This is a genomic window from Sulfitobacter sp. LC.270.F.C4 (assembly GCF_032922545.1).
GTDB classification, from domain to species: domain Bacteria; phylum Pseudomonadota; class Alphaproteobacteria; order Rhodobacterales; family Rhodobacteraceae; genus Sulfitobacter; species Sulfitobacter profundi.
Genome location: NZ_CP136692.1, coordinates 2,494,317 through 2,508,174 on the forward strand (window position 1 = coordinate 2,494,317; position 13,858 = coordinate 2,508,174).

Below are 13,858 nucleotides of genomic sequence, written 5' to 3' on the forward strand. Positions count from 1 at the left end.
ACAGCGGGCGGAACATCCACAAGGCGGGCGCCGTTGGCCGGGTCGAATACCCCCTTTCAAACCTTGTTTGCCTGCAATAGCAACGTCCCGCGCGCCACGATGTCGCAAAGGTCGCAACGCTCCGTCAAAACGCTGTGGCCGTTTCCGTCTGTGACAGAATGCCCAAGCTTGCAAACGCACGTTCCAGATCGCGGTCACCGAAAGGTTTCTGAATAACGGCACAGCGACCCAAAGCCGCGGCGGAGGGCACTTCCGCTTGGCCGGTGGCAAAGATGATGGGCATATCGGGATGCTGCGCCCGCACGCGGGTGGCGACCTCCTCGCCCGAAATATCCGGCAGGCCCACGTCGATCAGCAGCGCGTCGAAGTGCCCGGCTTGCAGCCTGTCCAATGTCTCCTGCCCCGACGCGGTTTCGGTGACCTCGGTGCCCAGCCCGCTGAGGATATCCGCCAGATCGAGCCGGATCAGCGCGTCGTCTTCGCAGAGCAGAACATGACGGGGCCGGTCTGGCTGCTCTTGGACTGCGTCAGCCTTTGTTTTTGCAGCGGGAGCCGAGGACAGCGCGTCGCGGACCTTGATCGCCAAAGCGTCTTTGGTGAAGGGTTTGGCGAGGAACTGCACCCCGGCATCCACCCGGCCATCGCGCACGATCGCATCGCGTGAATAGCCTGAGATGAAGAGGATCGGCAGGTCGGGCCGCTCGGCCTGAAGGGTTTCGGCCATGTCGCGGCTGCTCAGTTCTCCGGGCATGACCACGTCCGAGACCAACAGATCGAATTCCGGCGCTTGTCGCGCGGCTTTGAGGGCGGTGGCGGGGTCTTCTGCGGTGCGTACGCGGTAGCCCAAATCCGACAGCAAGGCGGCGGTGGCGTCGCGCACCTCGGCGTCGTCTTCGACCAGCAGAAGGGTCTCGTTCCCGCCCGCGATATCTGAGGGGTCATGCCATTGCAAAGGCTCCGCCGCCGTCTCGGCGCGCGGCAGCAAAAGCGTCACCGTCGTGCCCGCGCCGGGATGGCTGGCGATGGTGGCCCGCCCGCCCGATTGCCGCGCGAAGCCATAAACGGTAGAGAGCCCAAGCCCGGTGCCTTTGCCCACCGGTTTGGTGGTAAAAAACGGATCGAACACTTTGGCCAGCGTATCCGCCGGGATGCCGGGCCCGTGGTCGATGACTTTGACCTCAAGATAGTCGCCCGCCACCATGTCAGGCTCACCCAGCAATTCTTCGGGGCCGATATGCCGGTTTTCGACCGCGATTTTCAACTTGCCGCGCCCCTCCATCGCGTCGCGCGCGTTGATGACGAGGTTTAGCACGGCGTTCTGGGTGCTTGCCGCATCGGCATAGGCTGGCCACAGGGCATCGGGCGTGTCGAGTTCGACCTCCATCCCCTCGCCCAAGGCGCTGCGCATGATGTCGTCGATATCACTGAGCAGATCGCGCAGGTCGATCGAGCGCGGCTGCAATGGCTGACGGCGGCTGAACGCAAGCAGTTGCGAGGATAGGGACGCGCCGCGCTCCACCGCCCGCATGGCCGCGTCGATCCGCACCCGCGCCGGGGAATCGGCTGCAATTTCGCGCGCGGCCATGGTCAGGCTGCCGGTCATCACCTGCAGCAGGTTGTTGAAATCATGGGCAACGCCGCCAGCAAGATTGCCGACCGCCTCGACCCGCTGGCTTTGGGCTAACCGGTCGTGAAGCTCTTCCAACTCACGGTTGCGTTTCTCGACACGCTCTTCCAAAGTCGTGTTCAGATCGGCCAGTTGGCGGGACAGTTCTTTCTGCTCGTGGATTTCGGAATTCGTGCCGACCCAGCGCATCAGCGCGCCTTGGTCATCTCTGGTCGGCACTGCCCGCACCAAGTGCCAGCAATAGGCACCATCGGCCCGTCGCAGGCGAAATTCACTTTCGTAGACCGCCCCGGTTTCCACCGCCTCGGCCCAAGTGGCAATCGCCTCGGCGCGGTCCTCGGGGTGAATGATCGCGGGCCAAGCATCCCCGACCAGACTGCCCGGCGCCGCGCCCGAAAAGGCATATATCTGATCGCTGACCCAATCCAGACGCCCATCGGCGGTGGCGGTCCAGACATGGACCGGCATGGTATGGGCCATGGTGCGGAACCGTTCCTCCGCCTCGCGCAGCTTGGTTTCGGCAAGCTTATGCGCGGTGACGTCATTGCCTTGGATCACGATGCCGATGGTTTCTCCCCGCACGTTGTCGAGCGGTTGAAACACGAAGTCGACGACGACCCGTTCAGTCGGACCTCCGGGGCTGCGTTGCACCCATGCCTCGGCCCCCTGTTGGCTCACGGCCTCGCCGGTGCGATAGACCTCGTCCAGCATTTCGAAAAAGCCTTGCCCCGCGATTTCGGGCAAAGCCTCGCGCGCGGGTTTGCCAATAAGATCGCGCTTGCCAATCATCCGTAAATAGGCGGCGTTGACCGTGCGAAAGACGTGGTTCGGCCCCATGAGGGTGACCATGAAATTCGGCGCCTGTTCAAAGATCAGCTTGAAAAGTCTGATCCCGGTATCGAGTTCCAGATTCTGCTGCGTCACCTCATGGGCACGGCGCAGCACGGCAGCTTGGGCCGGGCCTGCGCGCGCCTCACCCGGGGCTTCGGCGGTATAGACTTCGGTGATGTCCTGCGTGTGCTGCAAAATGAACTCGACCTCGCCGTCCGCACCTAGGATCGGCGTATGGGTCGCGCTCCAATAACGGTCTTCGGTTTTGCCCTCAGCACTGGCGATTGGATAGGGGATGACCGGCAGGTGATCGGTGGTGCCATCGCGGAACACCCGCGCGAAAGACGCGCGCAGCATGCGGCCCAACTCGCTTTCGGGGTCAGATGGAAATTCCTCGAACAAGTCCTTCCCGATAAGCCGCTCTAACTGGCGATCAGTCACCTGTAGGTAGGCATCATTCGCCCAGACCACCCGAAGCTCACTGTCCAACAACACGAAGGGCGACGGCGCGGCCTGGAGGATTCTTTCAAAGTCATGGGTCATCGTGTGTTGATCTTCTTATCTATTGGAACGTGCGGGTCAGCAGTCTCAGCCGCGCATTCAATCTTGATTTGAGGTGTCAGGCAAGGACGGTTGCAGCGCCGTGTCTCGCGGCTGGCCTGGCTTGGCCCGCTACGGCAGGGAGGTTTTCGGAGGCTGCTCTAGATTTCATCGTATCTCGGAATTTTTAGGTCTGGGCGGCGGCGCCGCTGCGTCTCAACCGCGCATCACGCATATGTAGCCCGCAATCCCTGCGGAACCAGAACCTCGCGCAGATTTTGCAACGTCTTGCACTCTGCGCTGAGTTTGCGATGAATGGAGCCGCTGCGCCTACCATGCCCCACGGGCCGCGCAGCCGATCAGCCATTGCACATTTCCTCATTTCCGCCTGCGCGCCCCTTTCCCAAAGCTATTCAGGACCACCGCATGACATTCCGCTTCATCCACGCGTCTGACCTGCACATCGGGCGCAAGTTCGCCAATATCCCGCAAGCGGCGGATGGCAACATCCGGGGGCGTCTGATGGAAGCGCGGCATGGGGCCATCGCTAAACTGGCCCAAGCCGCGCGGAATCACGGGGCGGCGCATGTGCTCTTGGCGGGCGATACATTCGACACTGCGACACCTTCGGCCGCTGTGCTGCGGCAGGCCTTGACCGCCATGGGCGAGGCGGCAGAGGTGACATGGTGGATCCTGCCCGGCAACCACGACAATCTGCGCGATGCCGAACCCCTGTGGGAAGTGATCCACCGCGATGCCCCTGCCAATCTGCGCGCTCTCTTGGATGCTGCCCCGGTTGAGATCAGCACGGATGCCAGCCTATTGCCCTGCCCCGTGGCCTTTCGCGCGGGCGCCAGCGATCCGAGCGCCCCTTTGGACAAGATGCAAAGCCCCGAGGGGCATCTGCGCATCGGCCTCGCCCACGGCGGCGTCACCGATTTCACCGACAGCGGAGAGGCGATTGCGCCTGACCGGGACCAGCGCGCGGGGTTGGACTACCTCGCCCTTGGCGATTGGCACGGGCGGATGGCCGTTTCAGACCGAGTACAATACTGCGGCACGCCGGAGCAGGATCGTTTCAAACACGGGCGACGCGGCGTTTGTCTTGCGGTTGAGGTTGCAGGCCCCGGCGCTGCCCCCAAGGTGGATGAGATCGAAACCGGCAGCTTCCTTTGGTCCGAGGCCGAGCTTACGCTTCATCCCCGCCAAGACGCGGCGGCGGCATTGCAGGCCCTGCTGCCCGCTGCGGGCCGCCGGGATCACCTGCTGCGCGTCAAAGCAGGGGGCTGGGCGGGCCTTCCCGATCGCGCAGCGCTTGCCCGCGCGGCCGAGGCCTGCGCCCCCGATTTCGCGCATTTCGAACTGGTGACCGAAGGTTTGGGCACGCAATATGAGGCCGCAGACCTTGATGAGATCGACCGCGGCGGTGCCCTGCGCATGGCGGCGGAAGCTTTGGTGAACGAGGCGCAATCCGACACCCTGCCCCAGTCCGAGCGTGATGTGGCCGCCGATGCCCTCGCCCGGCTTCATGCCTATGTGCAGGGGGCGAAAGCATGAAAATCCGCGCCATCACCCTCAACAACGTCCGCCGCTTCACCGACCCCGCGCAAGTGACCGGAATAGGCGACGGGATCAATGTCTTGAGCGAGCCGAACGAGCACGGCAAATCCACGCTTTTCGACGCGATACAGGCGCTGTTCTTCAAACCCTTCGGCTCTCGCGACAAAGAGGTCGCCGCCCTGCGCCCCCATGCGGGCGGTGCGCCGGAGGTGACCATCGAGGTCGAAACCGACGAGGGGCGCTTTGCCGTTCACAAGCGGTGGTTCCAAAAGCCCCTTGCCACCGTGCACCGCGATGGCAGGCTGATCGCACAGGCGGATGAGGCCGAGGCATGGATCGCGCAGCTTTTGGGCGGGGATGCGGGCGGGCCGTCGGGGCTGATCTGGGTCCGGCAGGGCATGACCGCGCTGACCGGTGGCTCGACCAAAGAGGAGAAACTGGCGCTGGAGGCGCGGCGTGATCTGATGACCTCGGTCGGGGCCGAGGTCGAAGCGATGACCGGCGGGCGGCGCATGGACAAGGCGCTGGCACAATGCCGCGACGAGCTTGCCCAGTATGCCACCGGCACCGGACGCCCGCGCACCGGCGGAGCGTGGAAAGAGGCCCAAGATCAAGTGGAGGCGCTACAGGCCACGCGCGACCAACTGACCGCCACCGCGCGAGAGTTGCAGGACGCCTTGGCCCAGCGTCAGCGGGCACGGCGGGCCTTGGCCGACCTCGAAGCGCCCGAGCTGGTCGAAGAACGCCGCCAAAAGCTTGAGGCCGCCCGCACCGCCCATGACGCCGCCACCCGCCACGCGGAAGAACTGGAAACCCTTGACCGGGCCGTGGACCTCGCGCGTCTCACGGCTGAAAGCGCCACATCGCGGCTCGACAGCTACCGCGCCGGAGAGGTCGAGCAACAGGCCGCCCGCGCCGCCGAAGCCACAGCCCGCAAAGCGGCAGAGACCGCCCACAGCACCCTATCTGAACGCCGCGCCGCGCTGGACACCGCAGAGGCCGCCGCGACAGAAGCCCGCGCCGCCCTCAAAACCGCCGAGGACCAACACCGCCACGCTTTGCGGGCGCGCGCCGCGCGGGACGGCGCTGACCGTCGCCGCGCGCTTGAGGATCGCATCAAAGAGGCCGAAGAGGCCCGCCGCCGGATGGAGACCGCCGGTGCCGCCGCCCAATCCGGCCCGGACGCCGCCACGATGCAACGGCTAGAAACCCTCTCTGCAGAACTCTCCGCCAGCCGCGCCGCCCGCGATGCCGCAGCCCCCCAAGTGATTGTCCGCTACACCCCCGGCCAATCGGGCAGCATCCACAGCGACAGCGGGCCGTTGGCGGAGGGCACCCCCCTGCCGCTTCCGCGCAGCACCACCCTGCGGATCGACGGTATCGGCAGTTTGGAAGTCCACCCCGGCGCGGAGGGCGCAGAGGACGGCACAGTCGAAACCGCCGCCGCCAGCCTGCAAGCCGCGCTCGACCAGATTGGCGCGGCTGATCTGGCCGGGGCCCGCGCCGCCGCCGCGGCCCGTGTGGAGGCCGCCGCGCGTCAGGGAGAGGCCAAGGCCGTTCTCAACAGCCTCGCCCCTGAGGGGATCGACGCGCTGCACCAAGCCCTCGCCGCCATTCCGGCCTCGGAGGAGGTTTCCGACGCACCTGATCTTGCGCGCGCCGAAGACGCCCTCGAAACAGCGCAGGCCGGGCATGAGACGTGCCGGATCGCGCGGGAGACGGCAGCCGAGGCGCTGGCCGATGCCAAGGCCGATGCCGCGGTCAAAGACGCACAGCTTGCCTCGCTCAGTGACCGGTTGCAGCGCGCCGAGGCGCAGCAGGCCAAGCTGGGCGATGTCACGGAAGACGCGCTTGCCACCCAAGCCGCCAGCACCGCCGCCGCGCTGGAGGCCGCACGCCTGTCCCACGCCGAAAAGGCCAAAGACGCGCCAGATGCGGCCAGCCTTCGGGCCGCCCTCACCCGCGCGGAATCGGTTGAGGCGCAAGCCCGAGAGGAAGTCGCCCGCCTGCGTCCCCTACTGGCCCGGCTCAGCGAACGCATCACCCGCGCCTCTGGCGACGCGGTGGAGGAACGGCTCGCCGAGACCGAAGACCAATTGCAGGCCGCCGAAGAGACCCTCGCGCGGATCGCCCATGAGGTTGCGGTGCTCATCCGGCTGGAAGGCGCTTTGCAAGACGCGCGGAACGAGGCGCGAGAGCGGTACTTCACCCCCATCGTCAAAGAACTCAAACCGCTGCTGCAGCTCCTTTGGCCCGATGCTGAGCTGACATGGGGCGAGGAATCGCTGCTGCCCCATGCGCTGATCCGCGAAGGTCGCGAAGAGCCGATCGACGTCCTTTCAGGCGGCACCCAGGAACAGGTGGCGCTTTTGGTACGGCTGGCCTTTGCGCGGATGCTGGCCCGTGCGGGACGCATCGCGCCGGTGATCTTGGACGACGCGCTGGTCTTTACCGATGACGACCGGATCGAGCGGATGTTCGACGCGTTGCACCGGCAGGCCAGCGATATGCAGATCATCGTTCTGACCTGCCGCCAACGCGCCTTTCGTGCCCTTGGCGGACAGGCTTTGCGGCTGCAAACGGTGGACCGATAGAAATAACGGCATCAAGTGCCCAGCGTGAATGAACTTTTCCCCCCGTCCCGCGTTGGCTTCGTAGCATCTGCGCAGGGCATGTTGGGGGGAATACATTGAACGATATCGCCGCGATCAGACGGCTGTTGGAAGTGCTGGTACTGATCGCCCTCTTCGTGACTGCCTATTTCGCCAAGGATTTGCTGCTGCCGATCCTGCTTGGTTTCCTCCTCGCGCTGACGCTTAGCCCGCTGATCCGCTCCTTTGAAAAATTCGGCATCTCGCCTCCGCTGGGGGCTGTGCTGCTGATTGGCTTTGTCGGGCTGATCATCTTTGTGCTGGCCGGGCTGTCGGCGGGCACCGTGGCCACGTGGTCGGATGAAATCCCCTCAATGGGCAATGAGATACAGCGCAAGCTGCAAGGCTGGATGAAGACGGTAGAGGATGTCCGCTCTGCCACAGAACAGGTCGAAAAGATCGGCGCAGATAACGGCGCCAGCAAACCCGAAGAGGTGGTGGTCAAACAGCCGGGCCTGCTCGACAATGCCATGAACACCGGCGCGCGGATTGGCGGCACGGTGGCCGTCGCCCTTGTGCTGGCGCTGTTCCTGCTGGCCTCGGGCGATCTGTTTTACCTCAAGCTGGTTCAGTCCTTCCAGACCTTCACCGGCAAGAAGCGCGCGCTAAAGGCGGTCTATGACGTTGAGCGCCGCGTGTCGCGCTACCTGCTGACCATCACCATCATCAACGCGGGGCTTGGCGTCTCTGTTGGGCTTTACCTTTTCGCGCTTGGGCTGCCCGTTCCTTATGTCTGGGGCTTGGCGGCGTTCTTGCTGAACTTCCTGCCCTATATCGGCGGGGTGATCGGCGCGGTGCTGGTGGGGGCCTATGCCATCGCCACATTCGACAGCGTCGGCTATGCGATCCTTGCCCCCATCGGCTATCAGATCCTCACCGGGATCGAGGGGCAGTTCATCACGCCCTACCTTGTGGGGCGTCGGTTGGAGTTGAACACCGTTGCCGTATTCCTCACCGTGGTCTTTTGGGGCTGGCTTTGGGGGATTGCAGGCGCGCTCGTGGCGGTGCCCTTCCTCGTGGTCTTCAAGGTGATTTGCGAGAACGTTACCGCGCTCAACATGATCGGGCATTTTCTGGATAAATCCGCCCCCGATGTGGCGGCAACCGCGGCGGATGAACCCGCCGCGGAAAAGCCCGGTGGCTAAAGCCGCCTAGCCCGCGAGGGACGGCAGCCAAAGCACAATCTGCGGGAAGGCCACAAGCAAACCGATGGTCACCGCGTCGGCGACGAAGAAAGGCATCACGCCGCGGAACACGTCCTGCACGCTGAGGTCGGGGCGCACGCCCGCGACCACAAAGCAGTTGAGGCCGATGGGCGGGGTGATTAGACAGAACTCCGCCATTTTCACCACCAGAATGCCAAACCAGATCGCGCACATTGGCCCCGACATGCCAAAGGCGCTGTCAGCCGCAGAGACGAACTCGCCCCCGTTGAGCGCCATCACCGCCGGGTAAACCACCGGCAGGGTCAGCAGCAGCATGCCAATGGCGTCCATGAACATCCCCAGCACCGCATAGGCCAGCAGGATGCAGATCAAGATGATCATCGGAGAGGTTTCGAGCGAGGAGATCCAATCGGCAAACGCGCCCGGCAGATCGGCAAAGCCCAAGAAACGCACGTAGATCAACACGCCCCAGATGATGGTGAAGATCATCACTGTCAGCTTGGCTGTCTCCAACAGCGCGTCCTTCAACTCCGCCAGACGCATCCCACGGAAAACCGCCATGCAGAAGACGATGAACGCACCCACGGCGCCACCTTCAGTCGGGGTGCCCCAGGCATCGCCAAAGGGGTTGTAGACGAAGAAGATGATGATCACGACCACCGCCACAATCGGCAGGGCCGCTGGCAATGAGGCAAAGCGTTCACGCCATGTAAAACCGGTCACTGGCGGGCCGACGTTTTTCCAGATCATGGCGATGCCAATGATCAAGATGGCATAGACCACCGCCGAGAAAGCACCGGGGATAAAGCCTGCGAGCAGCAGCTTGCCCACGTCCTGTTCTACGATGATCGCATAGATCACGAGGATCGCCGAGGGCGGGATCAGCGAGGCCAGCGTGCCCCCTGCCGCCACGACACCCGCCGCGAACTGCTTATTATAACCGATCTTGAGCATCTCAGGGATGGCGATACGGGCAAAAACCGCTGCGGTGGCCACCGAGGCGCCGGAGACCGCCGCAAAGCCCGCCGTAGCAAATACGGTCGAGACGGCCAAACCACCCGGCACCCAAGCGAACCAGCGTTTCGCGGCCTCAAAGATCGCTTTGGTCAGACCCGCGTAATAGGCCAGAAAGCCAATCAGAATGAAGGTTGGGATGAGTGAGAGTGTCTGGCTCGAGACTTTCGAGTGAGGCACCTGCCCGGCGGTCTTGATCGCCACGGTCAGCGCCCAGCCCAACTGGTCCCATTCCATGCCCTTTTTGGCCCAGAAAATCCAGATAAGACCGATAAGCCCGGCCATAGCGGCGGCAAAGGCCACCCGCATGCCAAGCACCACCATAAGCAGCATGCCGCCCGAGACCCAAAGGCCGATTTCAATAGGATCCATCAGTCACGTCCATCCAGTTGTTCGGCCTCGGCCATTGCTTGTTCTGCCGCCGATTGCACCAGCGGCACGGCCACGGGGCGTTCCAGCCCCAGCACCAAGGCCCGGCCATAGCCCCAAATCTGCAGACAAAGCCGCAGGCTGATCACGGCAAAGGCCACCGGCACCACCAGTTTGCTGGGCCAGATTGGCAGGCCGATGTCGATCGAACTGTCACGGCTCCACATCGGGGCGGCCATGTCAAAGCTGCGGTCGAAATGCGCCCAAGCGCCCCACGTCAGTGCCAGCATCAAAAGCAGGATCAGCACCACAGACAGCAGTTCCGCCGCCCAAAGCGCGCGGCCCTTAAGCTGGCCGATCAGAATGTCCATGCGCACATGCCCGCCCATACGTTGGGTATAGGCGATGCCCATGATGGCGATGAACGGCATCGCCGCTTCGATCCAGTCGACATAGCCCGCCAGTGGCGTGGAAAAGAACTTGCGCCCCCCCACGGACCAAACGGCCAGCACCATCAACATGAAAACGGCAATCCCCGAGATCAGGGCAAAGAAGGTCTCCAGTTTCAGCAGGCCCCGGTCGAGGCGGCTGAGGAGGCTGCTGTCCTCCAGCACGGCGGATGATCCGGCCATCGGCTCTCCTTTTCAGAAAGTCTGTTTGTTACGTCATTAAAGTCGAAAGGGCCGCGCGGTTTGCCGCACGGCCCTCTAAGTCATGCGCGCAAGGCTTAGTTCGACGCGCGTTCTTTTTCCAGCGTTTCCATCACGAGGTCATAGAGTTCCTGACCCGGAATGCCTTGGGCTTCCATGTCTTTGATCCATGCTTCGCGCGCAGGATCAGCCGCTTTGGCTTTGAACTCGGCGATCACCTCGGGGGAGAATTCGACCTTCTCGACGCCCTTTTCTTCAAGAACGGAATCCCACCGCTCAAGCAGTTCACCGTAGTTGGCAAGGTAGTGATCCAGCGCCTCATCGACGGACCCATCAAGCGCTTCGCGCTCTGCGTCGCTCAGCGCCTCATAGGCGTCGATGTTCACCACAACGGGGCAGTTCACGGTGCCGGGGTTGAGGTTCGCGGTCCACCAATCGGCTTTGTTGATCGTGCCAAAGCTGAGGTGCGCGTGCTGGGCGAAGGCCACAGTGTCGACAACACCGGATTCCATCGCGTTATAGGCTTCCGAAGAGGTCACGGATGTCGGCACACCGCCCACGGCTTCGAATGCTTTGCCCAGACCGCCGGTGGCGCGCACACGCATGCCATCGAAATCTTCCAATGTGGTGCGCGGATCGCCGGTGCCGACAAGGTTGTACTGCGGCATGGGCGAGGTCATCAGCATCTTCGCGTTCCACTGCGCCATCTCTTTGGCCACGGCGGGGTGCGCATAGACGGCACGGCTGACCGCGACTTCTTCTTCAAGGTTGCTGACGCCAAGGAAGGGCAGTTCCAACACGGTGATCGCGCGGTTCTTGTCGGCGTGGTAGCCGGCGCAGAACTGGGCCATCTCGAAGGCACCGATGGAGATACCGTCGAGGTTCTCACGGTTCTTGGACAGGCCGCCGTAGCTGACGTTGATGGTGAATTCGCCGTTGGTCTTTTCGCTCACCAGTTCGGCGATCTTTTCGACATGCTCGGTGAAGGCGCGGCGCTTGCCCCAGACGGAGGCGTTCCATTCGGTCGCGGCAGCTTCGCCGACAAAGGCAACGCTCAGCGCACAGGCGGCGGCACCGCTCAGCAGGTTTTTCATGATGTCTCTCTCCCATTGTTGCCGCCCTTGGATGGGCGGATTGGCGCACAGGCTACCCCGAGGGGACAGGCCTGCCAACCCCGTCATGCCGCGCAAATACGACAGCCGCAAGACAGTTGGGCAGGGTTTGACTGCCAAGGCATTGAAAAAGCGCGTCATTCCCCGGCACAGATCGGAAAATTTACAGATACCCCGCCAATTGGGAAAAACCTTTACAGGCAAGCCCTTGTATTCCAGTTGCTTATTCACTTCTTTTCACGGGCCGCTATGATCCAGCTCAGGAGGAGGCCACGGCAGCCGGGTGAGATCTGCGCCCCGTGGCAAGACGCGAACATCAAGGGAGGAACCACCATGTCCGACGCCACCGCAAAGACCTATCCGCCATCCGCCGACATGGCCGCCCGCGCCCATGTGGATGCGCAGACCTATGACAAGATGTACCACGCCTCGGTCACCGACACCGAGGAGTTCTGGCGCGAACAGGCGCAGCGGATCGACTGGATCAAACCCTTTACCCAAGTGCGCGATGTGAACTTTGACCTTGGGTCAGTCAGCATCAATTGGTTCGCGGATGGCGAATTGAACGTCAGCGCCAATTGCATCGACCGCCACCTTGAGACGCGCGGCGATCAGACCGCGATCATCTGGGAGCCCGACAGCCCCGAGGACGCCGCCAAACACATCAGCTACCGCGAATTGCACAGCGCCACCTGCCGCATGGCAAATGTGCTAAGCGATCTGGGCGTGGGCAAAGGCGACCGGGTCATCATCTACATGCCGATGATCCCCGAAGCCGCCTATGCGATGCTGGCCTGCGCGCGGATCGGCGCGATCCACTCGATTGTCTTTGCCGGATTTTCCCCGGATGCGCTGGCCGCCCGCGTCAATGGTTCTGAGGCCAAGGTCGTCATCACCGCGGATGAGGCCCCGCGCGGCGGCAAGGCCACCCCGCTCAAGGCCAATGCCGACAAGGCGCTGGCGCAGTGCGACGCCAGCGTGCAATGCCTCGTGGTGCGCCGCACCGGCGGGGATGTGGCATGGAACGACGCCCGCGACCGCGATTACAACGTACTGGCCGAGCAGGCCGCCGACACCTGCGAGCCGACAGCCGTGGGGGCCGAAGACCCGCTGTTCATCCTCTATACCTCTGGCTCCACCGGCCAGCCCAAGGGCGTGGTCCATAGCACCGGCGGCTATCTCACCTATGCAGCGCTTACCCATGAGGTGACCTTTGATTACCACGATGGCGATGTTTATTGGTGCACCGCTGATGTGGGCTGGGTCACCGGGCACAGCTATATCGTCTATGGCCCGCTGGCCAATGGCGCGACCACGTTGATGTTCGAAGGGGTGCCGACCTACCCAGACGCCAGCCGTTTCTGGCAGGTCTGTGAAAAGCACAAGGTCACCCAGTTCTACACTGCCCCCACAGCAATCCGCGCCCTGATGGGGCAGGGCAAAGAATTCGTCACCAAAAGCGATCTGTCGTCGCTGCGCATCCTTGGCACCGTGGGTGAGCCGATCAATCCCGAGGCGTGGAACTGGTATCACGAGGTCGTCGGCCAAGGCCGCTGTCCCATTGTCGACACTTGGTGGCAGACCGAAACAGGCGGTCATCTGATGACCCCCCTGCCCGGCGCTCATGACATGAAACCGGGGGCCGCGATGAAACCGTTCTTCGGGATCAAACCCGTGGTGCTCGACCCAACCTCGGGTCAAGAGATTGAGGGCAATCCAGCCGAAGGCGTGCTTTGCATCGCGGACAGTTGGCCGGGCCAGATGCGCACCGTCTGGGGCGATCATGAGCGGTTCGAGAAAACCTATTTTGCGGATTATCCCGGCTACTATTTCACCGGCGATGGCTGCAAACGCGATGCCGATGGCGACTACTGGATCACGGGCCGCGTCGATGATGTGATCAACGTCTCAGGCCACCGCATGGGCACCGCCGAGGTCGAAAGCGCGCTGGTCGCCCATGACAAAGTCGCCGAAGCCGCCGTGGTCGGCTACCCGCATGAGGTCAAAGGTCAGGGCATCTATTGCTATGTCACATTGATGAGCGGTGAAGAGCCTTCCGATGATCTGCGCAGCGAACTGCGCAACTGGGTCCGGCAAGAGATTGGCCCCATCGCCTCGCCCGATCTTATCCAATGGGCGCCCGGCCTGCCAAAAACCCGCTCGGGCAAGATCATGCGCCGCATCCTGCGCAAAATCGCCGAAAACGATTATGGCGCCCTGGGGGATACATCGACGCTGGCGGATCCCAGCGTGGTGGATGATCTTATCGACAACAGAATGAACCGCTAAAGCTTGGCACGGCGCGGGTGGCTGCCCGCCCCCGCGCCATGCCCTAAGA

8 protein-coding genes are annotated in these 13,858 nt (G+C 63.2%); 4 read left to right on the top strand and 4 right to left on the bottom strand.

Features of this window, described 5'->3' with window-relative positions; genetic code table 11:
• Positions 1 to 124: 124 nt before the first annotated feature.
• Positions 125 to 3,001 (bottom strand): response regulator, encoded by a 2,877-nt coding sequence (locus R1T45_RS16080; RefSeq protein WP_317389582.1) that lies wholly within the window; start codon positions 2,999 to 3,001, stop codon positions 125 to 127.
• A 423-nt stretch (positions 3,002 to 3,424) separates the two neighbouring features.
• Here R1T45_RS16080 and R1T45_RS16085 point away from each other — a divergent pair, with 423 nt between their 5' ends.
• The 3 genes from R1T45_RS16085 to R1T45_RS16095 all read left to right on the top strand — a co-directional run bounded on the left by R1T45_RS16085 (position 3,425) and on the right by R1T45_RS16095 (position 8,354).
• On the top strand, positions 3,425 to 4,555 hold the full coding sequence (locus R1T45_RS16085; RefSeq protein ID WP_317389583.1) for an exonuclease SbcCD subunit D: 1,131 nt from the start codon (positions 3,425 to 3,427) through the stop codon (positions 4,553 to 4,555).
• Entirely contained in the window at positions 4,552 to 7,152 is a 2,601-nt protein-coding gene (locus tag R1T45_RS16090) for an AAA family ATPase (protein ID WP_317389584.1), read from the top strand. Before R1T45_RS16085 ends, R1T45_RS16090 begins: the two co-directional genes overlap by 4 nt.
• Before the next feature lie 95 nt (positions 7,153 to 7,247).
• Entirely contained in the window at positions 7,248 to 8,354 is a 1,107-nt protein-coding gene (locus R1T45_RS16095) for an AI-2E family transporter (RefSeq protein WP_082849525.1), read from the top strand.
• A gap of 6 nt (positions 8,355 to 8,360) precedes the next feature.
• On the opposite strand, the gene R1T45_RS16100 is transcribed toward R1T45_RS16095, so the two are convergent.
• From R1T45_RS16100 to R1T45_RS16110, 3 genes are all read right to left on the bottom strand, one after another.
• On the bottom strand, positions 8,361 to 9,761 hold the full coding sequence (locus R1T45_RS16100; protein WP_317389585.1) for a TRAP transporter large permease: 1,401 nt from the start codon (positions 9,759 to 9,761) through the stop codon (positions 8,361 to 8,363).
• On the bottom strand, positions 9,761 to 10,390 hold the full coding sequence (locus R1T45_RS16105) for a TRAP transporter small permease subunit (protein ID WP_120350716.1): 630 nt from the start codon (positions 10,388 to 10,390) through the stop codon (positions 9,761 to 9,763). The genes R1T45_RS16100 and R1T45_RS16105 overlap by 1 nt, the downstream gene beginning before the upstream one ends.
• 95 nt (positions 10,391 to 10,485) lie before the next feature.
• Entirely contained in the window at positions 10,486 to 11,502 is a 1,017-nt protein-coding gene (locus R1T45_RS16110) for a C4-dicarboxylate TRAP transporter substrate-binding protein (RefSeq protein WP_260012581.1), read from the bottom strand.
• Positions 11,503 to 11,853: 351 nt separating this feature from the next.
• On the opposite strand from R1T45_RS16110, the gene acs reads away from it, so the two are divergent.
• Entirely contained in the window at positions 11,854 to 13,809 is a 1,956-nt protein-coding gene (gene acs, locus R1T45_RS16115) for an acetate--CoA ligase (RefSeq protein ID WP_317389586.1), read from the top strand.
• Positions 13,810 to 13,858 lie beyond the last annotated feature (49 nt).